This window comes from Massilia cellulosiltytica (assembly GCF_047325105.1).
GTDB classification, from domain to species: domain Bacteria; phylum Pseudomonadota; class Gammaproteobacteria; order Burkholderiales; family Burkholderiaceae_D; genus Telluria; species Telluria orientalis.
Window position 1 is genome coordinate 7,142,526 of record NZ_CP168562.1, and the last position, 25,496, is coordinate 7,168,021.

17 protein-coding genes are annotated in these 25,496 nt (G+C 63.2%); 13 read left to right on the forward strand and 4 right to left on the reverse strand.

The genetic code is table 11. The features are described from left to right. Window positions 1–8 precede the first annotated feature (8 nt). Together ACEN9H_RS31450 and ACEN9H_RS31455 are read left to right on the forward strand one after the other, a co-directional pair. On the forward strand, window positions 9–866 hold the full coding sequence (locus ACEN9H_RS31450; protein ID WP_413675654.1) for a response regulator: 858 nt from the start codon (window positions 9–11) through the stop codon (window positions 864–866). A 91-nt stretch (window positions 867–957) separates the two neighbouring features. Beyond that, the gene (locus tag ACEN9H_RS31455; RefSeq protein ID WP_413673273.1) at window positions 958–3,153 is read left to right on the forward strand and encodes a sensor histidine kinase; all 2,196 of its coding nucleotides are present in this window, start codon (window positions 958–960) and stop codon (window positions 3,151–3,153) included. 10 nt (window positions 3,154–3,163) lie between these two features. Here the strand turns inward: ACEN9H_RS31455 and ACEN9H_RS31460 are convergent, their stop codons facing one another. Beyond that, window positions 3,164–4,138, reverse strand: a complete 975-nt coding sequence (locus tag ACEN9H_RS31460; RefSeq protein WP_413673274.1) for a D-2-hydroxyacid dehydrogenase family protein — start codon at window positions 4,136–4,138, stop codon at window positions 3,164–3,166. Between the two features lie 443 nt (window positions 4,139–4,581). Here ACEN9H_RS31460 and ACEN9H_RS31465 point away from each other — a divergent pair, with 443 nt between their 5' ends. From ACEN9H_RS31465 to ACEN9H_RS31475, 3 genes are all read left to right on the forward strand, one after another. Further along, the gene (locus ACEN9H_RS31465) at window positions 4,582–6,447 is read left to right on the forward strand and encodes a phosphoenolpyruvate carboxykinase (GTP) (protein WP_413673275.1); all 1,866 of its coding nucleotides are present in this window, start codon (window positions 4,582–4,584) and stop codon (window positions 6,445–6,447) included. A gap of 187 nt (window positions 6,448–6,634) precedes the next feature. Continuing rightward, window positions 6,635–6,775, forward strand: a complete 141-nt coding sequence (locus tag ACEN9H_RS31470; protein ID WP_413673276.1) for a DUF2256 domain-containing protein — start codon at window positions 6,635–6,637, stop codon at window positions 6,773–6,775. 100 nt (window positions 6,776–6,875) lie between these two features. Then, complete coding sequence (locus ACEN9H_RS31475; RefSeq protein ID WP_413673277.1) at window positions 6,876–8,444, forward strand: GH39 family glycosyl hydrolase; 1,569 nt, start codon at window positions 6,876–6,878, stop codon at window positions 8,442–8,444. Between the two features lie 6 nt (window positions 8,445–8,450). Here the strand turns inward: ACEN9H_RS31475 and ACEN9H_RS31480 are convergent, their stop codons facing one another. Together ACEN9H_RS31480 and ACEN9H_RS31485 are read right to left on the reverse strand one after the other, a co-directional pair. Continuing rightward, entirely contained in the window at window positions 8,451–9,833 is a 1,383-nt protein-coding gene (locus tag ACEN9H_RS31480; RefSeq protein ID WP_056126865.1) for a YfcC family protein, read from the reverse strand. Between the two features lie 2 nt (window positions 9,834–9,835). Beyond that, the gene (locus ACEN9H_RS31485; RefSeq protein WP_413673278.1) at window positions 9,836–10,954 is read right to left on the reverse strand and encodes a succinylglutamate desuccinylase/aspartoacylase family protein; all 1,119 of its coding nucleotides are present in this window, start codon (window positions 10,952–10,954) and stop codon (window positions 9,836–9,838) included. Between the two features lie 152 nt (window positions 10,955–11,106). Between ACEN9H_RS31485 and ACEN9H_RS31490 the strand changes: the two genes are divergently transcribed. Genes ACEN9H_RS31490 through ACEN9H_RS31500 form a run of 3 tightly spaced genes read left to right on the forward strand, consistent with a single transcriptional unit; the run spans window position 11,107 to window position 16,027 of the window. Further along, complete coding sequence (locus ACEN9H_RS31490) at window positions 11,107–12,036, forward strand: MurR/RpiR family transcriptional regulator (protein ID WP_371763221.1); 930 nt, start codon at window positions 11,107–11,109, stop codon at window positions 12,034–12,036. A gap of 33 nt (window positions 12,037–12,069) precedes the next feature. Then, the gene (locus ACEN9H_RS31495) at window positions 12,070–14,814 is read left to right on the forward strand and encodes a TonB-dependent receptor (RefSeq protein ID WP_413673279.1); all 2,745 of its coding nucleotides are present in this window, start codon (window positions 12,070–12,072) and stop codon (window positions 14,812–14,814) included. 1 nt (window position 14,815) lies between these two features. Beyond that, window positions 14,816–16,027: a cyanophycinase gene (locus ACEN9H_RS31500; protein WP_413673280.1), complete on the forward strand. Its 1,212-nt coding sequence runs from the start codon at window positions 14,816–14,818 to the stop codon at window positions 16,025–16,027. A 112-nt stretch (window positions 16,028–16,139) separates the two neighbouring features. Here the strand turns inward: ACEN9H_RS31500 and uvrA are convergent, their stop codons facing one another. Beyond that, window positions 16,140–18,989 carry an excinuclease ABC subunit UvrA gene (gene uvrA, locus ACEN9H_RS31505; RefSeq protein WP_056126870.1) on the reverse strand — a complete coding sequence of 950 codons (2,850 nt, stop codon included), beginning with the start codon at window positions 18,987–18,989 and terminating at the stop codon, window positions 16,140–16,142. Window positions 18,990–19,469: 480 nt separating this feature from the next. Between uvrA and ssb the strand changes: the two genes are divergently transcribed. The 5 genes from ssb to ACEN9H_RS31530 all read left to right on the forward strand — a co-directional run bounded on the left by ssb (window position 19,470) and on the right by ACEN9H_RS31530 (window position 25,320). Beyond that, a complete protein-coding gene (gene ssb, locus ACEN9H_RS31510) occupies window positions 19,470–19,970 on the forward strand; it encodes a single-stranded DNA-binding protein (protein ID WP_413673281.1) in 501 nt (166 codons plus the stop codon). A gap of 290 nt (window positions 19,971–20,260) precedes the next feature. Beyond that, on the forward strand, window positions 20,261–21,361 hold the full coding sequence (locus ACEN9H_RS31515; protein ID WP_413673282.1) for a tyrosine-type recombinase/integrase: 1,101 nt from the start codon (window positions 20,261–20,263) through the stop codon (window positions 21,359–21,361). A 166-nt stretch (window positions 21,362–21,527) separates the two neighbouring features. Continuing rightward, window positions 21,528–22,883: a tyrosine-type recombinase/integrase gene (locus ACEN9H_RS31520; RefSeq protein WP_413673283.1), complete on the forward strand. Its 1,356-nt coding sequence runs from the start codon at window positions 21,528–21,530 to the stop codon at window positions 22,881–22,883. Further along, window positions 22,880–24,889 (forward strand): integrase, encoded by a 2,010-nt coding sequence (locus ACEN9H_RS31525; protein WP_413673284.1) that lies wholly within the window; start codon window positions 22,880–22,882, stop codon window positions 24,887–24,889. Before ACEN9H_RS31520 ends, ACEN9H_RS31525 begins: the two co-directional genes overlap by 4 nt. After that, window positions 24,886–25,320, forward strand: coding sequence for a hypothetical protein (locus ACEN9H_RS31530; protein WP_413673285.1), 435 nt, complete (start codon window positions 24,886–24,888; stop codon window positions 25,318–25,320). Before ACEN9H_RS31525 ends, ACEN9H_RS31530 begins: the two co-directional genes overlap by 4 nt. Window positions 25,321–25,496 lie beyond the last annotated feature (176 nt).

Sequence of the window (25,496 nt, forward strand, 5' to 3'; positions counted from 1 at the left end):
GTAACGTTTTGCGCTATACCGTTCGCAGCCCCACGTCGCCCCGCCTTTCCAGCCCGGCGCTGCCGCATACCGCCCAGGAGGTCGCCGGCGCGCATATCCTGATCGTGGACGACCGTCCCGACGAACTCCAGTTATTGATTGAAATCCTGCGCGCGTCGCGTTGCCGGATCAGCGTGGCGTTCGATGGCGCGCAGGCGTACAACCGCGCCCAGTTGATTGCGCCGGACCTGATCCTGATGGACGTGCGCATGCCGCGTATGGATGGCTTCACCGCATGCCGCCTGCTGGCCGCGAATCCGGCCACGCAGGCCATCCCGATCCTCATCCTGACGGCCGCGGACAAGCTTGACGACCGCATCCATGGGCTCGAACTCGGTGCGATGGACTATATCCTCAAGCCGTTCGAACCGGCGGAGGTGATCGCCCGCATCCGGAATCATTTAAGGAAGATCATCCGCAGGCGCCTGGACGAGCACTTGCCCGATCTGCCCGAGGGACCCGATGCGGCGCTGGTTCGCGCCGCCGTGGCGGTGCTGTTGCGCGACTTGCGCCATGCACCGACGGTCGAGGAACTCGCCAGACTCGTCGGTACGCACGAAAAACGCCTGTCCCGGGCATTTCGCGACAATCTCGGCCAGACTGTCGGCGAATATATTCGCGACACGCGGCTGAAGATGGCCCAGCGCTTCCTGCTCGACACGTCGATGAGCGTCAGCGACATCGCCGAAGAAATCGGCTTTTCGACTGCAGGGAATTTTGCCACGGCATTTCGCGACCGCTTCGCCATGACGCCATCCGATTGGCGCCGCCGGAAAGGGCGGATCGAGGACGACCACCCTCCCGCCGAACTGCAGGCCGATGCGTAAACCGTGCAACGTACCGGCCTGGCGCACGATTCTCCTTTGCCTGTTGTGCGCGTGTCTCTCGCTTTGCCATGTCCGCAGCGCGATGGCCGCCATGCCAGCGCTGCCGGAAGGCATGTCGGTCTTCGAGGATCCGACGGCCGCGATGACGGTCGACCAGGCTGCCGCGCAACTCGGTGACGCGCGCGGCGGCTTCCAGCCCGCGACGAAGGCACGGCTCAATCCCGGATTTTCGCGTTCCGCGTGGTGGCTGCACGTCACCGTGGCCAACCGCGCCGACAGCGCGCTCGCGCTCGTGCTGGCACTGCAGGATCCCCGGGTCGACGGTGCCGAGTTCTACATCTTACGGAACGGTACATGGACCCCCGACGCCGTTTTCCCGGCCGCCGCCGCGGAGGGCGCGCGCCCGCGTTATCCGGTCCTCGAATTGCACCCCGGCCCGCACGACAGCCTGCCGGTACTGGTCCGCGTTACATCCCGCAAGCCGATACGCTTGCAGCCGGTGGTCGTCACCTGGGCGGCATGGCATGCCAACGAAGTCCGTGCAGCCCTGTGGGATGCGACGCTCTTCGGCGGCTTCCTGGCGCTCGGATGGTGCGCGCTGCTGATCGCTCTGTTTTCGCGCAGCGCCACCTTTTTATCGCTGGCCATGGTGGCGCTGGGCACCGCCGTGTACGAGGCGGGCATCCGCGGCTACCTGCGAACGTTTCTGTTCCCATCCTCGCCCGAATGGGTGGCCCGCGGCGAAACGATGGCCGTTTATTTCGCGATCGCGTGCTTCATCCTGTTCATCCTGAAGATCTCGAACGGCGAGAAAGTCCGCATCCCCGTGCGCGCCGCCTATCTGACGATATTCGCGCTCGAATGGGTCGGCATGGCCGGTGCGGCGTTTGGCGACCTGTACGTGTTCGTGCGGTTTTGCGCAGGCCTGAACATCGCGTTCGGCCTGTTGAATATTTGCCTGGCGCTGTTGCTTGCCAGACGCCGGACCCCGGCCGGCCGCCTGATGCTCGTCACGGTCGTCTTTTCGTTGTTCAATTACGTAATACGGACCCTGGACGGACACGATGCGTTGCCGCCGGCATTGTTCTGGTTGCATTCGGATATCTTCCCCAACCCGATCATCGCGCTCATCGGCCTGGCAACGAATCTCGTGGTGCTTGCGGCCTGGATCCATCATGTCGGCCGGCAGCGCAGCGAAGCGAAGCAGCATCTCGAACGGCAACAGCGAACGGAACAGGAACGCCTGCGGGCAGAAGTCGCGACGCGCACGCTGGCGCTCAACGAAGCCCTGCACGAGGCGCAGGTCAACGTGCGGCAGAAGGTCGAAATCCTCGGCTACGTGAGTCACGACTTGCGCGCGCCGCTTTCCACAATCAATGGTTACGCGAAACTGTTGCTGGAGACTGCGACGCAGCATCAGGCCCGGCTCATCCAATCCATCGACCGCAGCATCCATTATCAGCTCGCCCTGATCGACGAACTGCTCGAGTTCACGAAAGCCGAACTGCGGCCGCTCGATCTCGATCCGCGGGCAACCGATCTGCCCGCCTTCCTGGACGATATTGGCCGCTATGCCGTCGCGCTGTGTGCCCAGCAGAACAACGGGTTTACGTATCGCGCCCTGACGCCGCTGCCTCGCACCGTGATCGTCGACGGGACACGCTTGCAACAAGTCCTGCTCAACCTGCTGTCCAATGCATCCAAATTCACGCGCGACGGCCAGGTCTCGCTCGCCGTTGATGCCCGCGAGGAAGCCGGCGCATACCAGGTCGGCATCGAAATCGCCGACACCGGCATCGGCTTCGACGCCGACGGCAAGGCCGATTTGTTCCAGCCGTTCAGGCAAGTGCACGTGACCGATGGCGGCACCGGACTGGGGCTGTTCATCGCCGACAGCATCGTCCGGTCCATGGGCGGCACGCTGCAGGTGTCCAGCGTGCCCGGCGCCGGCACGGCGTTCTCGTTCCGGATCGCCGTGCGCGCCGTCGGGGCCACGCTCGCGCCGCCGACGCCTGCCGATCGGCCCGCGCCGGCGTCCGGTGTTCACGACACGCGCGCTTGTCCGGATCCTGACGTTCTCGCCAGGCTGGCCGCACTTGCGCGCAGCGGCCGTTTCAGCGACATCGAAACCTGGATCGACACCCACGCGGCTCGCGCCGAGTACACCGGCTTGCTTGAGGAAGTGCGGCGTCGCACCGATGCCCTGGATTTCGCGGGCATCGAAAGGCTGGTCGAGTCATCGACATCGCACAAGGGCGGTGCGCAAGTCGCGGTCAACGGCCAGTGACCGCTGCCCGTCAGGGATTCAGGATGTTGGTCGGAGTCCCGTTCGCAAAATTGACGACATTCTCGAACGCCGCCCGGAAATACAACTCATAACTGTCCCGCTCGACATACCCGAGGTGCGGCGTCGCCAGCACGGTCGGAATCTTCAGGATATCCGCATCGGCCGCCAGCGGCTCGCTGGTGAACACGTCCAGCGCCGCATAGCCCGGCCGTCCCTTGCGCAGCGCCGCCTCCAGCGCGCCTTCCTCGACCAGTTCCGCCCGGCTCGTGTTCACGAACAAGGCGTCGCGCTTCATGCGCGCCAGGTCGTCGGCCTTGACGATGCCGCGCGTCGCATCGTTCAGCCGCAGGTGCACACTGACCACGTCGGCCTGCTCGAAGAACGCTTCGCGCGTCGGCGCGGCCGTCAAACCCTCGGCGACCGCGGCGGCCCGGCTTTTCTCGCTGCCCCACACCATCACCTGCATCCCGAACGCTTGCGCATAGCCCGCGATCAGGTGTCCGATCTTGCCGTAGCCCCAGATCCCTAGCGTACGACCCTTCAGCACGCGGCCCAGGCCGTTGAGCTCGGGATTGATCGACGCCGTCTGCCACAGCCCGTCCTTCAGGTTGTTGGCGTAAGGCACGATCTTGCGGCTGGCCGCCATGATCAGCGCCCACGTCAGTTCGGCCGGCGCGACCGGCGAGCCGACGCCTTCCGCGATCGCGACGCCGTATTCGGTCGCGGCCGCCACGTCGATGTGTCCGGCAACCTTGCCCGTCTGCGACAGCAGCTTCAAATTGGGCAGCTTGGCCAGCAGCGCACGCGGAAACGTGGTGCGTTCGCGGATCAGGACCAACGCGTCGAACGGCGCCAGGCGGATCGCCAGTTGGCCCAGGCCACGGGTCGAACTGTTGAACACTTTGACCTCGTGGCCGTCCAACCTGCGGAAGCATTCGAGGGTGCGGACGGCGTCCTGGTAATCGTCAAGGATTGCAATTTTCATGGATGTTAGCGGATGTTATCGGCAAGAAAGTAATGAAATGACAGAATTTGAACGATAGGAAATAGCCTACTACTTTACTCAACCAAAATTCCTACATTTTTGTTGTGCAAGCATTCTAAAGCCGTTTGCGCAGGTGTAGAATCGACCAGAAATAAGAGCCCGAGATGTCAGACTGACATCATTTGCGGCCAGCAGCACACGTTCCAACCAGCCCGCCGGCCTCCGCGCACACGCGACCCCGGGCTGGCGACATGACCGCCGTAGCACTGAACCGTGAACCGCACGGCTTTCCAGGTGCGGGCCCACGAGGCCATCCTTGACGACGATCCTGCCGGGACAAGATTAACGGGATTCCGACCGCCGCGCGCATTGCAGGCCGCCGCCTCTGCCGCATCAAGGCCATCGGAATCGCCAGGGATTCTTAATTGGCATTGGAGGTATGTATGAACCAGCCCGTGATGGGCGGCGTCGCCGCACTGAACGTCCCAGCTTACATCAAGCACAATAAACTCATCAATTGGGTGGCCGAGATCGCGGCCCTCACGAAGCCCGACGCCATCTACTGGTGCGACGGCTCCGAAGAAGAGTACGACCGCCTGTGCGCACAGATGGTCGAAGCGGGCACGATGAAGCGCCTGAACCCGGAGAAGCGCCCGAACTCGTACCTGGCCTGCTCCGACCCGAGCGACGTGGCGCGTGTCGAAGACCGCACCTTCATTTGCTCGGCCACGAAGGAGCAGGCGGGTCCGACCAATAACTGGACCGACCCGAACGAGATGCGCCAGACCCTGAACGGCCTGTTCGACGGCTGCATGGCCGGCCGCACGATGTATGTCGTGCCGTTCTCGATGGGCCCGCTGGGCTCGCCGATCGCGCACATCGGCGTGGAACTGTCCGATTCTCCGTATGTCGCCGTCAACATGCGCATCATGACCCGCATGGGCAAGGCCGTGTACGACGTGCTGGGCGCCGACGGCGATTTCGTGCCGTGCGTGCACACCGTCGGCATGCCGCTGCAGGCGGGCCAGCAGGACGTGCGTTGGCCGTGCAACTCGACCAAGTACATCGTGCACTATCCGGAAACGCGCGAGATCTGGTCGTTCGGCTCCGGCTATGGCGGCAACGCGCTGCTGGGCAAGAAATGCTTCGCGCTGCGCATCGCATCCAACATGGGTTACCAGGAAGCCCAGCAGGGCGGCACCGGCTGGCTGGCCGAGCACATGCTGATCCTGGGCGTGGAATCGCCGCAGGGCGACAAGAAATACGTCGCGGCCGCGTTCCCGTCGGCCTGCGGCAAGACGAACTTCGCGATGCTGATCCCGCCCGCCGGCTTCGAAGGCTGGAAGGTCACGACCATCGGCGACGACATCGCGTGGATCAAGCCGGGTGCCGACGGCAAGCTGTACGCCATCAACCCGGAAGCGGGCTATTTCGGCGTCGCCCCGGGCACGAACGAAAAGACCAATCCGAACTGCATGGCTTCCCTGCGCGAAAACGTCATCTTCACGAACGTGGCGCTGACCGACGACGGCGACGTGTGGTGGGAAGGCATGACCAAGGAAGCCCCGGCGCACCTGATCGACTGGCAGGGCAAGGACTGGACCCCGGCGTCCGGCACCAAGGCCGCGCACCCGAACGCGCGCTTCACGGTGGCCGCCACGCAGAACCCGGTGATCGACCCGGCATGGGACGATCCGGCCGGCGTGCCGATCTCGGCCTTCATCTTCGGCGGCCGCCGCTCGACGACGGTGCCGCTCGTGACGGAAGCCCGCAACTGGACGGAAGGCGTGTACATGGCCGCCACGATGGGCTCGGAAACGACGGCCGCCGCCGCCGGCCAGATGGGCATCGTCCGCCGCGACCCGTATGCCATGCTGCCGTTCATCGGCTACAACATGAGCGACTACTTCCAGCACTGGCTCAACCTGGGCCAGAAAGTCGCCGACAAGAACCCGCAAGCGCTGCCGAAGATCTTCTGCGTCAACTGGTTCCGCACCGATGACAACGGCAAGTTCGTGTGGCCGGGCTACGGCGACAATATGCGGGTGCTGAAGTGGATCCTGGACCGCAGCCAGGGCCAGGCCGGCGGCGTCGAGCACATGTTCGGCACCACCCCGACCTACGGCGACCTGAACTGGACCGGCATCGAGTTCACGTCCGAACAGTTCACCACGATCACGTCGATCGACAAGGATGCATGGCGCGAAGAACTGAAGCTGCACACCGAACTGTTCGACAAGCTGGCTTACCGCCTGCCGCAGGAACTGGTCGCGACCAAGGCGCAGCTGGAGAAGCGCCTGGCCGAGTAAGCCGCACGGAGAAATACAGGCGAGGAGACGACGGCCGCGCGCACGACGATGCGGCCGCGATAAAAATGGGAAAGGACAGGCTTGGTGGCCTGTCCTTTTTTCATTACCTCATCGTGGCCTGTACAGGCAGAACAATGCAACTAACCGACATCGGCTCGGCCGCAAAGTCCGACCGGCCGTCGAACACGTGTGCCCGTTGCTGTTCAGCTGGCGCAAGAAATGGAAGCGCGACTGGGAGGAGGTGACACGGTTCGGAGCGCTGTCGCCGCGCATCGCTTCCTTAACGAATTTAAACCATCACATTGTGGAAAATCATTTGGGTTTTTGATTTTACTAAATGCGGCTTATCCTCTATCCTTTCGTCAACTCGCATTGTTAGCGCAAACATCTTAGAGATAAGCGAGCTTCGACGTAAAAGGACAATAGACATGAGACACCGCCGCACCGTGCTGCGCGCCGCTCTGGCGCTGGCTTTCACCACCCCATTCGCGTTGCCCGCCATGGCCGCCGACGCCGCGCGCCAGATCGTCATCGACGCGAACGCGCCGACCGTCGCGCGCGACCATGCCGCCGACCTGTCGGTGGGTTCCGATTACCCGGGCACGCTGATCCGCGACGACAGCCTGGCCCAGTTGAAGATCGCGAAGGATGAGCTGGGCTTCCGCTACATCCGCTTCCACGGCATCTTCCACGACGTGCTGGGCACGTTCAAGGTCGTCGACGGCAAGCCCGTGTACAACTGGACGAAGATCGACTACCTGTACGACAAGCTGCTGGGCATGGGCATCAAGCCGTTCGTCGAGCTGGGCTTCACGCCGGAAGCGATGAAGACGTCGGACAACAGCATCTTCTACTGGAAGGGCAATACCTCGCACCCGAAACCGGAACTGTGGGCGGGCCTCGTCGACGCCTTCGTGCGTCACGTGCAGCAGCGCTACGGCAAGGACGAAGTGCGCACCTGGTTCTTCGAAGTGTGGAACGAGCCGAACCTGGACGGTTTCTGGGAAAAGGCCGACCAGAAGGCCTACTTCGACCTGTATGACGTGACCGCGAAGACCATCAAGGCGATCGACCCGACGCTGCGCGTGGGCGGTCCGGCGACGGCGGGCGCGGCCTGGGTGCCGGAATTCCTCGCGCACACGCAGAAGAGCGGCGCCGCGGTCGACTTCATCGCCACGCACACCTATGGCGTGGACGGCGGCTTCCTGGACGAGAACGGCCAGGGCGACCAGAAGCTGTCGCCGTCGCCGGACGGCATCGTCGGCGACGTGCGCAAGGTCCGCAAGGAGATCGAAGCGTCGTACCTGCCCAAGCTGCCGCTGTATTTCACGGAATGGAGCACGAGCTACAACCCGCGCGACCTCGTGCACGATTCGTACATCAGCGCCGCCTACATCCTGTCGAAGCTGAAGGCGACGGAAGGCATCGCGCAGGGCATGAGCTACTGGACCTATACGGACCTGTTCGAGGAACCGGGTCCGCCGACCGCGCCGTTCGAAGGCGGTTTCGGCCTGATGAATCCGCAGGGCATCCGCAAACCCGCCTGGTTCGCCTACAAGTACATGAACGAGCTGGGCGACCAGCAGGTGCAGACCACCGACAAGCAAAGCTGGGTGACGAAGGACGCGAACGGCGTGCAGGTGCTGGCGTGGGACTTCCAGACGCCGGACATGGGCAAGAAGACCAACCGCCCGTTCTTCGGCGCCGTCCAGCCGACGAAGAACGGCACGCCGTTGACGCTGTCGCTGAAGGGCATGAAGCCGGGCACGTATAACGTCCAGGTGTACCGCACGGGCTTCAAGGCCAATGACGCGTACACGGCCTACATCGAGATGGGCAAGCCGAAAACCCTGGCGGCCAACCAGCTCGCGAAGCTGCAGGCGCTGACGGTCGACAAGCCCGAGACGCGCACCGTGAAGGTCGCGGCGAACGGCACCGCGAACGTGCAGGTGCCGATGCGCGCGAACGACGTGGTCCTGGTGAAGATCGCGAAGTAATGTCGCTCAGCTCCACTGCATCAGGCAGGGGGGCACGAGCAGCACGAGGGCCAGCACGAGGTAGATCAGCTGCAGCGGGATCATCCACCTGGCCCACGTGATCCACGGCACGCGCGCGAGCGCGAGCACGCCGACCGTGATGCCGGACGTCGGGATCATGGGCGTCGACAGCTCGCCCAGTTGAAAAGCGAGGATCGCGGTCTGGCGCGTGACGCCCACGAGGTCCGCGAGCGGCGCCATGATCGGCATCGTCAGCGCGGCCTGGCCCGTACCCGAGTGGATGAAGAAGTTGATCACCGACTGGATCAGGTACATCTTCTGCGCCGCGAATACGGGGTGGCTCGACTGCACGAGCGGCATCAGGCCATGCAGCATCGTGTCGATGATGTGGGCGTCGCGCGCGAGGATCATCGTGCCGCGCGCGATCGCGATCACGAGCGCCGTCGGTGCCAGGTCCTTCGCGCCCTGCATGAACGCCGCCACCCAGTTGTCGGACCCCAGCCGGCCCACGATGCCCACGACGATCGCCATGGATAAGAACAGCGCTGCGATCTCGTCGATGTACCAGTCGAACTTCACCACGCCGATCACCATCGCCGCCAGCGCCAGCGCGAAGATCGCCAGCACTGCCTTGTGCCGGCCCGTCATGCGGTCGAGCCCCGTGGCAGCCGGCTGTTCAAGGCGCCGCGTCTGGTCCAGCACATAAGTCGGGCTCAGCGTGGGGTTCTGCTTCACGCGCGCCGCGTACCACATCAGGAACAGGATCGTGACGGACGTCGTCGCCACCCACACGATCAGGCGATAACCGATCCCCGAAAACACGGGCACGCCCGCGATGCCCTGCGCGATGCCGACGTTGAAAGGATTGAGGAAGGCGGCGCCGAAGCCGGCCTGCGAACCGAGGAAGGGAATCGACACGCCGGTGATGGTGTCGTAGCCTAGCGCCAGCGCGAGCGGCACGAAGATCAGCACGAACGGAATCGCCTCCTCGTTCATGCCGAACGTGGCGCCGCCCAGCGAGAACAGGGTGACGAAGACGGGAATCAGCGCCGCGCGCACGAGCGCCGAGTGCTCGTGCATGCGGGCGATCGAACGGATGCCCGTGTCGATCGCGTCGGTCTTCTGGACGACCGCGAACGCGCCGCCGACGACCAGCACGAAGCCGATGATCTGCGCCGCCTCCACGAAGCCCTTGATGGGCGCCTTCATCAGCGCAACGAGGCCTTGCGGCGCACTCTCGACATAGTGGAACGAGGCCGGGTCGATGAGCTGCTTACCGTTCACGAGATGCGTGTCGTACTTCCCGCCGGGGATGAACCACGTCGCCAGCGCGATCAGCGCGAGGATCGCGAACAGCAGCACGAAGGTATTGGGAATTCGTAGTCGCATGATCACTGACTCAAAAGTGAACCCGAACGGAAGGGCGTCGTCCCCGCGATCTTACAGATGTGCATCCCGCGCAGCAGGTGGCGGTGTGCGGTGCTCGCGAACAGCAGGCCGTCGCGGCTCGCATGCACGGTCGCCGTGTCGCCGGTGACCGGGTTGACGATGTCGGCGACGGCGTCGCCCGCCTTCACCTCGTCGCCCAGCGCTTTCAGGAACACGAGCACGCCCGTCTGCGGCGCGTGCAGCGGTTCCACGGCTTCCAGCGGCGACGCCGCGCACCGCGGCGCGGGCAGCGGGGCCAAGGGGAGGTCGACGACGCCTTCGCGCGCGAGGAACTGCAGCAGCGCGTGCGCATCCTGTTCCGCGTAATCGTAGCGCACGTCCATCTCGCCGCGCAGTTCGACGGTGACGGCGGCGCAGGCGGGCGGAATCGGTATCTCTGGACCGAAGTGCGCGGCCAGGTCCCACCACAGCTTGCTGCAGGCCTCGTCGAACGGCTCGCCGCCCGAACCGGCGGACAGCAGGTAGGCACGCGCGCCGAGCAGCGTCGCCAGCGGCGCCACGCGGTCCGCCAGCGCGGGACCGGTATAGACGTGCAGCAGCGCCTCGTTGTCGCAGTGCAGATCGAGCACGATGTCGGCGTCGATCGCCATGCCCAGCAGCGTCTTTTTCAGCACCTGCGTTGCGTCCTGCGGCTCCCACCGTTCGACGGCGGCGCGTGCCGCCGCACGGATCGCGGCCACGTTCGCGGCCGAATCCAGTCCGAGCCGGCCGGCCAGCGCATCTTTCAATTCGTCGGCGACGTGGCGGAAGGCGCGGTTGAAATTGGTACCGGTGCCGAGGTCGAAGCGCCCGAACGGCGCGCCGTGCACGATCTGCGACAGCCCGATCGGATTCGCGGCGGGTACCAGGATCACTTCGCCGCGGATGCGTCCCTCGCCATCGAGCCGTTCGAGTTCGCGCCGCAGGACGTGCGCGACGAGCATCGCGGGCACCTCGTCCGCGTGCAGCGATGCCTGGATATAGACCTTGCCGCCGCTGCCCGCGCTGCCGTAATGGTACGACGTGAGCTGGTACATGGCGACGCCCGGTTCGGTCGCGATCGGATGGGTCTTCGTATGCATGCGGACGTGTCTCCTGGCGGCGGGTCTGCGGCCGATTATGTATGAATTTTTACACAACGTAAATCGATGAAAGATTATTTTCAAAATGTTGTTGAGTTGGGCGCCGCACCTGTTTTACATTAAAAAACATTAACTCATTGACATCCGGTCACATGACGCCTGCCGCCCCGTCCAGCGCCTCTCCCGACATCGGTTTCGCCGAGTCTTCGCTCGGCCAGTCGCTGCTGCGGGTGCTGGCCGAAGGGTCGGTGTCGAACCGCGCGATCGCGGATTACGTGCTGCGCAACCAGGTGCGCGTGACGGCGCTCGGCATCGAGGAACTGGCCGACGCGTGCGACGTGTCGACGGCGACCATCAGCCGCTTCGCGCGCGACCTCGGTTTCAGGAATTACGCGGCGATGCGGGGCGCGGTCGCGGAAACGCTGCAGTCCGTGTTGCAGCCCGTCGAAAAGCTGCGCAGCACGATCGCGCGCCGCGCCGCGAAAGCGTCGCCCGCGCTGGAAAGCCTCGGGTATGCGGAAGCGGCCATCACGGCCACGAGCCGCGCGCTGGCCGGCACGCAGATCGACCGCATCGGCGCCGTGCTCACCAAGGCGCGCACCGTGTACGTGCTGGGGTTCGGCCTGTCGTCGTTCCTCGCGGGCGCGCTCGCGATGCATCTGCAGCCGTTCTGCCGCCACGTCGTCGAAGCGGCGGCGAGCGGCGGCACGGAAGTCGCGGCGAGCCACCTCGCGACCATCACCGGCAAGGACGTGCTGGTCGTGATCTCGCTGCCGCGCTACACGCTGGACGCGGCGTCGCTGACCCGGTTCGCGCGCGATGCCGGCGCGACGATCGTCTCGATCACCGATTCGCCCGCGTCGCCGCTCGCCGAACTGGGTCACCACGTGCTGTACGCGCACAGCACGCACCCGGTGCTGCCCAGCAGTTCGAGCGCCGCGCTGGCCGTCATCGAGGCGCTGGCCGTGTCGCTGATGACGTCCAACAAGGCCAACGTGGCCAAGGCGGCCCGCCACACCGAGGCCATCGCCGCCTATCTGCACGGTGAACACCAGATTCGCAAGCTCGTCAAAAAAACCTGAGTCACCACAAGACACCAAGAGGGAGAGCACCGCATGACCAAGCACATTTCGAGAGCCCTGCAACCGACCATCCTCGCGGCGGCCGTCGCCGTCTTGACGTCGCAGCACGCCTATGCGCAGGCGCAGGCGGACGAACCGAAGATGCACCGCGTGGAGATCACCGGCTCGTCGATCAAACGCATCGACACGGAGACCGCGCTGCCCGTGCAGCTGATCTCGCGCGAGGACATCGAGAAGATGGGCGCGACGACGGCCGCGGAACTGGTCAAGAACATCAGCGCGAACACGGCGCCGGTGACGGACGGCCCCAGCATCACGGACGGCACGTCCGGCCAGCGCGGCCTGAACGGCGCCAACCTGCGCGGCCTCGGCGTGTCGTCCACGCTGATCCTGCTGAACGGGCGCCGTCTCGCCAACTTCGCGTCGCCCGGCGACAACTCGGGCGTCGACCTGAACAACATCCCGGCCGGGGCGATCCAGCGCGTCGAGGTGCTGAAGGATGGCGCCTCCGCGATCTACGGTACCGACGCCATCGGCGGCGTGATCAACTTCATCACGCGCAAGGACTATACGGGCATCGACCTGGCCGCGTCGGCCGCGGGTACGCAGCAGGGCGGGGCAGGCAAGAAGACGCTGAGCCTCAGCGGCGGCACGGGCGACCTGAGCACCGACCGCTTCAACGTGTTCGGCGTGCTGGACATCCAGCAGCTCGACCGCCTGCGCTCGGGCCAGCGCCGCTTCATCTCCGAGCATCCGCTCGCGACGACGCTGCCGGCGCAGATGTCCAGCAATACCTTCCCGGCCAATATCGACATCTCGGCCGCGCAGCGTGCCGCCCTGATCGGCGCGGGCCTGCTGCCGGCCGGCAGCCGCGCGAGCCGCGTCAACCCGAGCGCGCCGAAGTGCAATCCGCCCGCCACCGTATATGCCGAGAAGGGGCCGGGCGGCGTGGCCGGCTGCAGCTACGACTACATGGAAGACACGGAGATCTATCCGGACTCGCGCAAGATCGGTTTCATCGGCCGCGCGACCTTCCAGCTCGATCCGGACAACCAGCTGTTCGCGGAGCTGGTGCAGACACAGGCCAAGACCAAATACGTGCTGTCGCCGAACCCGGTGTCGACCCTGCGCAACCTGCCCGTCAGCATCCTGCCGGAGGCGTACCGCAACGCGCTGTCGGCGCCCGGCCTGCCCGCCACGGTCAACCGGATCCGCTACCGGATGGCGGAAGCGGGCAACCGTACCAACGACGTGACGAGTACCGGCCAGCGCCTGCTGCTGGGTGCCACGGGTACGATCAAAGGCTGGGACTACGACGTGGCGCTGGGCCGCGCCGAGAACAAGGCCATCGACAAGTACGTCGACGGCTACTTCCTGTACGACCAGTTCGAGGCCGGCGTGCGCTCGGGCGCGATCAATCCGTTCGGGCCGTCGTCGCAGGCCGGCCGGGACCTCATCAACAGCATCCGGGTCAACGACGAAGCACGCAATGCGAAGGGCGTGTCGACTTCCCTCGACGGCAAGATGTCGCGCTCCCTGACGACGCTGGCCGGCGGCGACCTGGCGCTGGCGGTCGGCGGCGAACTGCGCCACGAGCACCAGACGTTCAGGCCGTCGGACCTGCTGCGCTCGAATAACATCCAGGGTGACCGCGACAGCACCATTCCGGCCGGCGAACTGGCCGACGTCGAGACCGCGGACAACACGAGAAAAGTGGCCTCCGTGTTCACCGAGGTGGTCGCGCCGTTCACCAAGGAACTCGAGATGCAGTTCGCGGTGCGCTACGACCACTACAGCGAAGTGGGCAACACGACCAATCCGAAGATCGGCCTGCGCTGGCAGCCGATGCAGTCGCTGCTGGTGCGCGCGTCAGCGGGCACGGGCTTCCGCGCGCCGTCGCTGTCGGACCTGAAGCGCCCGACGATCTTCGGCACGACGGCCGGCATCCTGACCGACCCGCAATGCGTGAAGCAGGAAGGCAGCATCGACACGTGTACCGACCAGTGGAACGTGGAACGCCGCTCGAACCCGGACCTGAAGCCGGAAAAATCGCGCGAGTTCTCGCTGGGCGTCGTGTTCGAACCTGTTAAACGCACGAGCCTCTCGGTCGACTACTGGAACATCGAGAAGCGCGACGTGATCAGCACCCTGGGCGAACAGGTCATCATCGAAAACCCGGCCGCCTACAACGGCAAGTACATCCAGCGCGACGAGGACGGCTTCATCTCCAACATCCTGCTGATGAAGGAAAACCAGGGCAAGCTCAAGACGTCGGGCTTCGACATCGCCGGCGACTGGCGCTCCGAGCGCGGACCGTGGGGCCGCTTCGGCGTCAACCTGTCCGGCACGCTGATCCTGCACTACGACCGCCAGTTCGGTCCCGCCGAGCCGTTCCGCTCCAACCTGGGCGTGTTCCTGAACGACCAGGCGATCCAGAAATGGCGCCACCGCGTGAACTTCGAATGGGACAACGGCCCGGTCACGCTCACGCTGGCGAACCAGTACTCGATGGGCTACACGGACCAGAACACGACCTACGACCCGTACACGGACACGCTGCTGCCGCCGAACCACGTGAAGTACTACTCGCTGTGGGACCTGACGGGCAGCTGGACGATCAGCAAGCAGCTCAAGATGCGCGCGGGCGTCCTGAACATGTTCAACGCGGATCCGCCGTTCTCGAACCAGGCCTGGTTCTTCCTGGCCGGGTACGACCCGAGCTACACGGACCCGCGCGGCCGCAGCGCGTTCGTGAGCGTGAACTACTCGTTCCGCTGACATGCTGAAGAAACTGGGTGTCGCGCTGGCGCTGGCGGTATGCGCCGGCGCGGTGATGGCGGCCGATGCCGGGGCGCCGAAAGGATCGCTGGTCATCATCGGCGGCGGCCTGCGCGTCAACAACGCCGAGGTGTGGGAGAAGATCGTCGCGCTCGCGGGCGGGAAGGGCGCGCGCATCGCCGTGCTCCCGACGGCCGCGCAGACGCCCGCGAAGGAAGCCCAGCTCACGGTCGATGCGCTGAACCGCTACGGCGCGCGCGCGTTCGTCGTCCCGGTCGCGCCCATGCTGACCGGGACCGACGTGCGCAAGGCCGCGGACGATCCCGCGCTGGCCGAGGCGATCCGCAAGGCCGGCGGCGCGTTCTTCACCGGCGGAGATCAAGCCCGCATCACGGGCTCGCTGCGGCGCGCGGACGGCAGCAACACGGCCGTGCTGGACGCGTTGTGGGCGCTGTACCGGCGCGGCGGCGTCATCTCGGGCACGAGCGCGGGCGCCGCCATCATGAGCAGCACCATGTTCTACGACCCGCCGCTGGAAGTGATGCCCGTGCTGAAGAACGGCGTGGCGGACGGCAAGGACGTGGCGCCGGGACTCGGCTTCATCGGCGACGACGTCTTCGTCGACCAGCACTTTCTCGCGCGCGGCCGCTTCGGGCGCATGCTGCCGGCGATGCTGGCCAAGGGTTATACGCTGGGATTGGGCATCGACGAGAACACGGCCGCCGTCGTGGGGCCGGCGCGCGACGTCACGGTGATCGGCTACCGCGGCGCGCTCGTGCTCGACCTGGCCGGGGCCACGACGGACAAGACGAAGCCGGGATTCAATCTCGCCAATGCGCGCATCAGCTACCTGGACAGCGGCGACCGGTTCAACCTGGCCACGCGCGCGTACGCGCCGGGGCCGGGCAAGGAGCCCGTGGACCGGCAGTACGTCGAGCACCGCGCGCCGATCTTTTATACGGACATCCTCGGCAACACGGCGGTCGCGGACCTGCTCGAGAAACTGGTGGACAGCGATCTGCAGCGGGCCGTCGGCGTGGCGTTCGAAGGGCCGGACAGCCAGTCGCCGGACCGCGGGTTCGAGTTCACGTTCACGCGCGTGCCGGACACCGCGGCATACGTGACGAACCGCGAGGATGCGTATTCGATCTACCGGATCAGGATGGACGTGCGGCCGGTGCGGGTGCACCAGCCGTTTTATACGGTGGAGTAGGAAGTACGTCATTCCCGCGCAGGCGGGAATCCATACTGAGCCTGCGTAGTGTCGGCTCGATGCCGCAGGCCCGCGCGCTCAGCATGGGCCCCCGCTTCCGCGGGGGCGACGGTCAGGCTTTCAGCAGCGGCTTGAGGTACTTGCCCGTGACGCTGGCCGGATTGTCCGCCACGTCTTCCGGTGTGCCGTGCGCGACGATCGTGCCGCCGCCCGCGCCGCCTTCCGGACCCAGGTCGACGATCCAGTCCGCCGTCTTGATGACGTCCAGGTTGTGCTCGATGATGACGAGCGTGTTGCCCTGGTCGCGCAGGCGGTGGATCACCTTCAGCAGCAGGTCGATGTCGGCGAAGTGCAGACCGGTGGTCGGCTCGTCGAGGATATAGAGTGTCCGGCCCGTGTCGCGCTTGGACAGTTCCAGCGACAGCTTCACCCGCTGCGCCTCGCCGCCCGACAGCGTGGTCGCGCTCTGGCCCAGCTTGATGTAGCCGAGACCCACGTCCAGCAGCGTGTGCAGCTTGCGGGCGATGACCGGCACGGGCTTGAAGAACTCGTGCGCATCCTCGACCGTCATGTCCAGCACTTCGGTGATGTTCTTGCCCTTGTACTGGACTTCGAGCGTCTCGCGGTTGTAGCGCTTGCCGTGGCAGACGTCGCATGGCACGTACACGTCCGGCAGGAAGTGCATCTCGACCTTGATGACGCCATCGCCCTGGCACGCCTCGCAACGGCCGCCCTTCACGTTGAACGAGAAGCGGCCCGCGGAATAACCGCGTTCCTTCGCGGTCGGCACCGTCGCGAACAGGTCGCGGATCGGCGTGAACACGCCCGTGTACGTGGCCGGGTTCGAACGCGGCGTGCGGCCGATCGGCGCCTGGTCGACCGAGATCACCTTGTCGAAGTGCTCCAGGCCGTGGATGGCCTCGTGCGGCGCCGGTTCCGTCTGCGAACCGTACAGGTGGCGCGACAGCGCCGGGTACAGCGTATCGTTCACGAGCGTCGATTTGCCGGAACCCGACACGCCCGTCACGCACGTCAGCAGCCCCACCGGCAGCTCCAGCGACACGTTCTTGAGGTTGTTGCCGGTCGCGCCCGTGATGACGAGCTGGCGGTCCGGGTCGGCCTGCGTGCGCTTCTTCGGCACGTGGATCTTCTTCTTGCCCGACAGGTAAGCCGCCGTCAGCGACTCCTTGCTCTTCATGATGTCCTTGAGCGAACCCTCGGCGATCACGGCGCCGCCGTGCACGCCCGCGCCCGGACCCATGTCGACGATGTAGTCCGCCGTGCGGATCGCATCCTCGTCGTGTTCCACCACGAGCACGCTGTTGCCGATGTCGCGCAGGTGCTTCAGCGTGGCGATCAGGCGGTCGTTGTCGCGCTGGTGCAGGCCGATCGACGGCTCGTCGAGCACGTACATCACGCCCGTCAGGCCGGAGCCGATCTGCGACGCGAGGCGGATGCGCTGCGCTTCGCCGCCCGACAGGGTGTCCGCGCTGCGGTCCAGCGACAGGTAATCGAGGCCGACGTCGTTCAGGAATTTCAGGCGCGCGACGATTTCCTTGATCACGCGCTCGGCGATGTCCTTCTTCGCGCCCGTCAGCTTCAGGTCGTCGAAATAGGTCAGGCAGTCGCGCAGCGGCGTCTTCGCCACTTCATAGATGGCGCGCTGTTGCTTGCCGTTGCCGATCTTGACGTAGCGCGCTTCCGTGCGCAGGCGCGCGCCGCCGCACGACGGGCACTCCTTCTCGTTGATGAACTTCGCCAGCTCTTCCTTCACGGCCATCGAATCCGTCTCGCGGTAGCGGCGCTGCAGGTTGTTGACGACGCCCTCGAACGTGTGCTCGCGCATCACCGTGCGGCCACGCTCGTTCACGTACGCGAACGGCACCGACGTCTTGCCGGAGCCGAACAGCACGACGTCCTGCGCGGGTTTCGGCAACTGCTCGAACGGCTTGTCGAGGTCGAAGCCGTAGTGCGACGCGAGGCTCGTCAGCATCTGGTAGTAGAACTGGTTGCGGCGATCCCAGCCCTTCACGGCGCCGGACGCCAGCGACAGGTTCGGGAACGCGACGATGCGCTTCGGATCGAAGAACTCGATATGGCCCAGGCCATCGCATTCCTGGCACGCGCCCATCGGGTTATTGAAGGAGAACAGGCGCGGCTCCAGCTCCTGCAGCGAATAGCCGCAGACGTTGCACGCGAACTTGTTCGAGTAGATGTGCTCCTTCTCCGTATCCATCTCGTACGCGACGGCGCGGCCGTCCGCGATGCGCAGCGCGGTCTCGAAGCTTTCGGCCAGGCGCTGCTTGATCTCGGCATTCACCTTGATGCGGTCGATGACCACGTCGATCGTGTGCTTTTCCGTCTTCTTGAGCTTCGGCAGGTCGTCCACGTCGTAGATCTTGGCCGCGTGCGTGCCGCTCTGGATGCGGAAGCGGACGAAGCCCTGCGCCTGCATCGCCTCGAACAGGTCGCTGTGCTCGCCCTTGCGGTTCGCCACGACGGGCGCCAGGATCATCAGCTTGGTCCCTTCCGGCATGGCCAGCACGGCATCGACCATCTGCGACACGGTCTGGGCGGCCAGCGGCTCGTCCGAATGGTCCGGGCAGTAAGGCGTGCCGACGCGTGCGTACAGCAGGCGCAGGTAGTCGTGGATCTCGGTGACGGTGCCGACGGTCGAGCGCGGGTTGTGCGACGTCGCCTTCTGCTCGATGGAGATCGCGGGCGACAGGCCCTCGATCATGTCGACGTCCGGCTTTTCCATCAGCTGCAGGAACTGGCGCGCATAGGCCGACAGCGATTCGACGTAGCGGCGCTGGCCTTCGGCATACAGTGTGTCGAAAGCGAGCGACGACTTACCGGAACCCGACAGGCCGGTGATGACGATCAGCTTGTTGCGCGGCAGGTCGAGGTTGATGTTCTTGAGATTGTGCGTGCGGGCGCCGCGGATACGGATTTCTTCCATTGTTGTTTGAAGGCTTTCGAATGGTTGCGGGGCCGGCGCACGGATGGCACAGGTGAGCGGGCCGAACGGGAAAGCGCACTAGTTTACCTGTTTTTATTTACAGTGGTATGCCGGCGCTCGAAAAAGTCTGCGAGGCTTGGTAGCATGATATGACGACCTGTCAAGATCTGCCGTTCCGGTACAACGTGCGCGTATCGTATGTGGTCCGGGAGCGGCGCGTTTCAATGGCAGACTCACCAGAAAACAAAAATAAGCGGAAAAATTTTCGTCCGGCTGTATTGATGCGCATCTCTTCCAATTCGGGCACTTCGCCCCCATCTTCCAGGTCTGATCAGGTGCTGTAACCCGGGTGCCCGATCAGTGCGGAATCAGTTGCTTTCTCATGCGACTGACCAGCATAATAGCGGGCCGTATTCAACATGTTTCCCTAACGCTTAGACAACACGCAGAGTCAGGGACTATCCAAAGGAGCTTTACAAAATGGCATCAGTTAACAAGGTCATCATCGTCGGCAATCTCGGCCGCGATCCGGAAATTCGCTACATGCCGAGCGGCGACGCCATCGCCAACATCGCGGTGGCCACGTCCTACAAATCGAAGGACCGCAACACCGGCGAGCAGAAAGAGCTGACCGAGTGGCACCGCATCTCGTTCTTCGGTCGCCTTGCCGAAATCGTCGGCCAGTACCTGAAGAAGGGTTCGTCGGTCTACGTCGAAGGTCGCCTGCAGACCCGCAAGTACACCGACAAGGACGGCATCGAGCGCTACGCCACCGACATCATCGCTGAAAACATGCAGATGCTGGGCGGCCGCCAAGGCATGGGCGGCGGCGACAGCTTCGGTGGTGGCGACGACATGGGCGGCTATGACGCCGCGCCGAGCCGCCCGGCACCGCGCCAGGCCCCGCCGGCCCCGGCCGCACGTCCGCAGCCGAAACCGGCACCGAACTTCTCGGATATGGATGACGATATTCCGTTCTAGAACCTACTTAGGCAGCTTTTTGTTGATAGGCCCGCATTCCCGAGAGGGAATGTGGGCTTTTTCTTTATCAACACTTTGTTTTGTGGTTTAGTGTAGTTCCGGCTCAACTACTACTTAGTAAAAAAGGTTGATAAATGACGAAATTCGTCGCAAAGCGTGTCCTGTTTCGGAACGGGGAACGACACTCTGTTTTGAGTAGGCCCGGTGGCCTGCCGGTTCACGAAGCGACCCTGTACTTAGCTAGGTACCGGAAGCGCGGCCGAGCTGCCAATACGATTCATGCCGTGTGCATGACGTTGGCGTTGCTGTATCGAGAGCTAGACAAGGCGAATATCGACTTGCTCCAGCGGCTGCGGCAGGGCCAGTTCTTGACGGTCCAAGAACTCAACCGATTAGTCGATGCTACTCAATATTGGCTAGCTGACCTCTCCGATGAAGACGCGAACGAACGGGGTAGCTCCAACGTCATTGATATCAAACGAATTCGGATTCGTCGTAAATCGGCAGTTGAGGAGACCAAGTCGGTCAGTGTAGCGACCCAGGCTATCCGGCTAAGGTACATGGCAGACTACTTAGAGTTCTTGGCAACGTATATGGGCGCAGCGCTTTCGGCGTCCGTGCGAAAAGAGGTAGCGTTTGAAAGTGACCGCGCGCTAAAAGCATTTCGTGCCCAAATACCGCCGGTCTCCAAGCGGGCCAAGCTGGGCGCGCGCGAGGGACTTTCAAAGGAGGACCAGGACCGGCTCCTCAAAGTAATTGACCCGAACTCGCCTGACAACCCGTGGGAACGCGGCTTCGTTCGTCAGCGGAATTGGCTAATTGTTGTGCTCTTGCTTGCGACTGGGATGCGTCGTGGCGAACTGCTCGGCCTACAAATTCGAGACCTTGATCAACGATTGCCCAAGCTGCGAATCATCCGAAGGGCAGATGCAGGCGAGGACCCACGCCGTATTCAACCAAACACAAAGACCAACGACCGAGAGGTCGAACTGCGGCCGGCCATCATGCGGGAAGTCTGGAGTTACATTAGTCGGCATAGAAAGAAAATCAAGGCTGCCCGAAAGTATCCGCAGCTTATAGTTGGAGATGAGGGGCAGCCACTGTCCCTGAAGAGCATCGACAAAATATTCGTGCAGATTCGCGCTGCTTGTCCAGGCCTACCCGTCACGCTCACGAGCCATGTGATGCGCCACACGTGGAATGATCGCTTTTCTGAGCAGGCTGAATTACTTGGCCTCACGGATGCCGTTGAAGAGAAGGCCAGGAACGAACAACAAGGGTGGGCCGATAACTCTGAGTCCGCTGCAACTTACACCCGCCGCCACGCTACCCGAAAAGGCCGTGAGCTCTCCCTGAAGCTACAAAAACAACTAGATGTCCCAGAACATTAAACTTCGCTCGTCCAGTACTCTTGTCATTGCCTTGCCCGAGCGCGTGTTTGCTCGCGGTGGGGCCAGCTTTGACCCAAGGAGTGATCTTTGGGAGTGGGCCGATGGCCCGTTCAACGCGCGAATCGACTTCCGTCGGTACAGCGACGGCTTCGAAGCATTCGTTCCCATGCTGAAGCAGGCCCTGCTTCCCTTCGTCAAAGGATACTCGTCTGGGCATGCCGTGGGTTTGAACGATTCCTTCGCCCAGTTCGCAAAGGTCATCGGGACCTGTCCTGACGGGGCGATTGGCCCACAACATATCTCTGACTACAAAGCCAAGTTGGAGGCACACAAAGTCGGGGTACTCGGGAAGCTCAACGTCCTGCTACAGAAGTGGGTTGCCCTCAGACTTCCGGGGGTGGAGCCGGAGTGCGCGGCGTATTTGCTAGAGCAACGGAAACCTGGGTGCAAGAGGGGTAACGCGGTCAGGACGAGGGATCCGATCAAAGGTCCTCTAAGTGAAGAGGAGTACACCGCGCTGTACTCGGCGGTTAACGCTTCCTACGGGCGTGGCGAGCTTCCGTTATGGACGCTTCTGCTCACCCGACTGCTCTTGGCCTGTGGTGGGCGCATCTGTCAATACGCCTCACTCAAGCTTGGCGACTTCGACGGTGCCACTTTAACGCTCAGCTTTCCGCAGGCCAAGGCACGTGAGGAACACCTGCGGAGCAGTTTCCTTTCGTTTGACATCAGCCCACAAACGGGTCAGCTCATCGCGGACTACATAGGCGGGTTGCGGGCGGAGGGGTACGACGACAACTCCGCGTTCTTCCCCGAAAAATTCGTCCTGCCTTGCGGGTCAAGCAAGCAGCTGCGGGACATTGACCACTTGTTTTACGGGCACTGCGAGCCGAGCAACCTATCGAGGCGGTTTCAACTTCTTATGGCCGAAATTGCCCCGCCAACGTCGCGTCTCGATTTTGCGCCGGTGCCCTTGGCACCCAAGAGGTTCCGGTACACGTTCGGCACTCGGCTTGCTGAGGAAGGTGCAAGCAAAGTGGTCATTGCGAACCGCCTGGGCCACGCGGACCTCCAACATGTGGATGTGTACGTTGCGGCGTCCCCGAAGATTGTCGAGAACATCGACAAGACCATGGGAGCGCTACTCGCTCCGCTTGCCAGGGCCTTCAAGGGACAGCTCGTAGAGGGCGAGGAGCACACGACCCACAAGGGCGCCCCGGGCAGCCGCATCATTGACTTCCGAATCTCGAAGGACCCGGTAGGTAGCTGCGGGGGTAAGGGAAACAATTGCGCCTTCAACAAACCGGTTGCTTGTTACACGTGCTTCCGTTTCGAGCCGTGGTTGGACGCTCCTCATGGGAAAGTGCTTGAGCGGTTACAGGCCGAGCGGGAAAAGTGGTCGGCAGATGATCGCATGGCAGCGGTGAACGATGAGCCCATCCGGGCCGTCCAGGAGGTCATTGCGCTTTGTGCTCAGGTTTGGCAGCAGCGCGGCCAACAGGAATCGGAAGCTATGTCGTGAGCGCCCCGGTCCTCAACTTCACACCGCGCGCCGAATTAGGGCCATTGGCCAATCTGGAGGCCTTTGTGCGACTCTGTAGGGACTCTGAGGTCCTCGGTGCCAAGTCACAATTCGACAAAAACGTTTGGGACGTTGGCTACCTGAAAGGACAGAACAAGGTGAACCGGGCGGTATTTAGCACCCTTGAGGCATCGCGCAAGAACGAGCCAACTCCGAGCATGCCGCATCCGTTCCTGGACTTCGCCAAAGCGGCCCTCGTCTACCTCCACGATAAGCGTGCAGTGGAGTCCCAAAGTGTACGGATCGCAGCGCTTCGATGTTTGGAAGCGGCGTTGCGGGAGTCGAGCAAAGGCTCGCGGCCGACCGCCGTGGACGAAATGGTGCTGGACAGCGCGGTCGAACTTGCTCAGCAAGTGTCGCCAGGTGTCGCGTACCGGATTGCCGGTCAGATTAAATACATCGCGGAGTTTATGTGCACCAAGGGATTCATTTCCCTTCGCCAGCGCTGGACGCATGGCCTCAAAAAACCTCAAGAGCCAGGGTCTCGGATCTCAAAGGAGGCGCTAACCGCGCGCCAGGAGAAGCTGCCCTCAGCCGCCACGCTCCGTGCGCTCGGGGCGATCTTTTTTGAAGCTATTGAGCCCGCAGATGTTCTGGTTTCGAGCAACATTGGCCTGATGCTATGTGCGCCAGAGCGGATCAACGAACTCCTTCGGCTTCGGCGGAACTGCCTTGTTGAGGGGGACGGCGAATATCGCGGGAAGCTGGGTTTACGGTGGTCCGGATCAAAAGGGTTCGAGGACACTACAAAGTGGCTCCCCACGGAAATGGTCCCGATCGCACGTCAGGCGGTCGCAAACATTATCAAGGTGACGACGCCGGCACAGAAGTTGGCGGCTTGGTATACGGCGAACCCTACGAAGTTGTATTTACACGAGGGCGCTACGCATCTCAGGAATGTAAAGGTCCTTACGTGCCCGCAAATCAGTCTCATCTTGTGGGGTGATGAGACGATCAACAAACCTGCCAACGTCTGGGCGCAAACCACTAACAATCTGCCCAAGCAATCGCTTGGCGGGCAACGGATCGGTTTTCTCTTCGAGGATGTTGAGCGCGCTGTCCTTGCAATGCTGCCGGCGACGTTCCCATCCATGCCCGGCGCCCCCGAGCTGTTGTGCCAAGACTCGATGGCCGTCATGCGAACGAACGAACTGCATGGGGAGAGGGCAACATATTTATGCATGTTTAGCTGTGTCGACTATACGGCGCTCACAACCCGCTTCGGCGTTTACGAAGACAGGAAGTCCATTTTCGAGCGCTTTGGGTACGTCGAAGACAATGGCTCACCGATTGAGTTACAGAGCCACAGCCTGCGCCACTACCTGAATATGCTGGCGCAGACCGGCGGATTGAGTAGTACCGAGATTGCCCTCTTCTCCGGTCGGAAGGACGTGAAACAGAACCGCGCGTATGACCATATGTCCTCTGACGAGGTTCAAGCGCCGATCAGCCAGGCCCTGAAGGATGGGTTCACGTCTGAACTGGAACCGGTCCTGAGCCTCAGGCTCAACCTAATTACTCGAGGCGAGTTTAAGGGGCTAGGGCTGACCGCGGCACACACGACAGGCTACGGGTGGTGCGCTCACGACTTTGCGAGCGAGCCGTGCGAAATGTACCGCGACTGCATCAACTGCGCGGAGCAGGAATGCATCAAGGGAGAGACGCAGAAGGAAGCGAACCTCCAGATGCTTAAGAGCGAGACCGAGTATCTGTTGAAGCAGGCCCGAGAAGCCCTGAGCGAAGAAGAGTACGGCGCTGATACCTGGGTTAAGCATCAGTCGATCACCCTCGAACGAGTCAACGCCCTTCTGTCGATTTTAGAGAACCCAGAGGTTCCTGCGGGGGCGCGAATTCGTTTGGACGTTCGGAACGCTCCGCTCATCACTACGAACAATGCACACCCTATCAAGGTGTCCAAGATTACGCGACGAAAGACGCTTGCATGAAAAAGAGCCGAGCACCGGACCTAACTGATGAACGCATTACCGTAATCCTTGAGACTTTGGACGCGTGGAAAGGCAAGCTTACGTGGGAGCTCCTGCTGGATGCAGTTCAGGCATCTACCGGCTACCGATATTCTAGGTTTACGTTCGCAGAGTACCCCGAAATTGCGAATGCGTTCTCCCTCAGGAAGGACGCCTTGCGAGGGGCGCTGCCTCGTGAGCGCGGCGAACCTCGCGACGAACGCGTCCGTGCGGCTCTGGCGCAGGCAGAGCGCTACAAGGCTAAAGCTGACCGGCTGGAAGCAGAGAACCAACTTCTGACCGAGCAGTTTGTGACCTGGGCGATTAACGCGGAGCGTAAGGGCGTCACGTTGGACATGTTGAATGCCCCGCTTCCTAAGCCCCAGCGCGACAGAAGCAAAGGGGAGAAGTGACGCGTAGGGGGCAACAAGCTGCCAACAAATTCTAAACGGCTACCACTTGGTGGTGGCTTGACCGTTTGGACTTACGCCATAAAGACGGGGGGTGTTCCAACCCTCTCCAAGTCTAGGGGCGGCATTGAATTCATCAAGGCGCAGTAAGGAAGGGTGAAGACTAGCGCAGGATGGCC

Excerpts from the sequence above, each read along its gene's own strand:
- ACEN9H_RS31530 (WP_413673285.1), top strand. The coding sequence starts at position 24,886 with ATGAAAAAGAGCCGAGCACCGGACCTAACTGATGAACGCATTACCGTA.
- ACEN9H_RS31495 (WP_413673279.1), top strand. The coding sequence starts at position 12,070 with ATGACCAAGCACATTTCGAGAGCCCTGCAACCGACCATCCTCGCGGCG.
- ACEN9H_RS31500 (WP_413673280.1), top strand. The coding sequence starts at position 14,816 with ATGCTGAAGAAACTGGGTGTCGCGCTGGCGCTGGCGGTATGCGCCGGC.
- ACEN9H_RS31455 (WP_413673273.1), top strand. The coding sequence starts at position 958 with ATGCCAGCGCTGCCGGAAGGCATGTCGGTCTTCGAGGATCCGACGGCC.
- ACEN9H_RS31490 (WP_371763221.1), top strand. The coding sequence starts at position 11,107 with ATGACGCCTGCCGCCCCGTCCAGCGCCTCTCCCGACATCGGTTTCGCC.
- ACEN9H_RS31460 (WP_413673274.1), bottom strand. The coding sequence starts at position 4,138 with ATGAAAATTGCAATCCTTGACGATTACCAGGACGCCGTCCGCACCCTC.
- ACEN9H_RS31520 (WP_413673283.1), top strand. The coding sequence starts at position 21,528 with ATGCTGAAGCAGGCCCTGCTTCCCTTCGTCAAAGGATACTCGTCTGGG.
- uvrA (WP_056126870.1), bottom strand. The coding sequence starts at position 18,989 with ATGGAAGAAATCCGTATCCGCGGCGCCCGCACGCACAATCTCAAGAAC.
- ACEN9H_RS31475 (WP_413673277.1), top strand. The coding sequence starts at position 6,876 with ATGAGACACCGCCGCACCGTGCTGCGCGCCGCTCTGGCGCTGGCTTTC.
- ACEN9H_RS31465 (WP_413673275.1), top strand. The coding sequence starts at position 4,582 with ATGAACCAGCCCGTGATGGGCGGCGTCGCCGCACTGAACGTCCCAGCT.
- ACEN9H_RS31515 (WP_413673282.1), top strand. The coding sequence starts at position 20,261 with ATGACGTTGGCGTTGCTGTATCGAGAGCTAGACAAGGCGAATATCGAC.
- ACEN9H_RS31485 (WP_413673278.1), bottom strand. The coding sequence starts at position 10,954 with ATGCATACGAAGACCCATCCGATCGCGACCGAACCGGGCGTCGCCATG.
- ACEN9H_RS31480 (WP_056126865.1), bottom strand. The coding sequence starts at position 9,833 with ATGCGACTACGAATTCCCAATACCTTCGTGCTGCTGTTCGCGATCCTC.
- ssb (WP_413673281.1), top strand. The coding sequence starts at position 19,470 with ATGGCATCAGTTAACAAGGTCATCATCGTCGGCAATCTCGGCCGCGAT.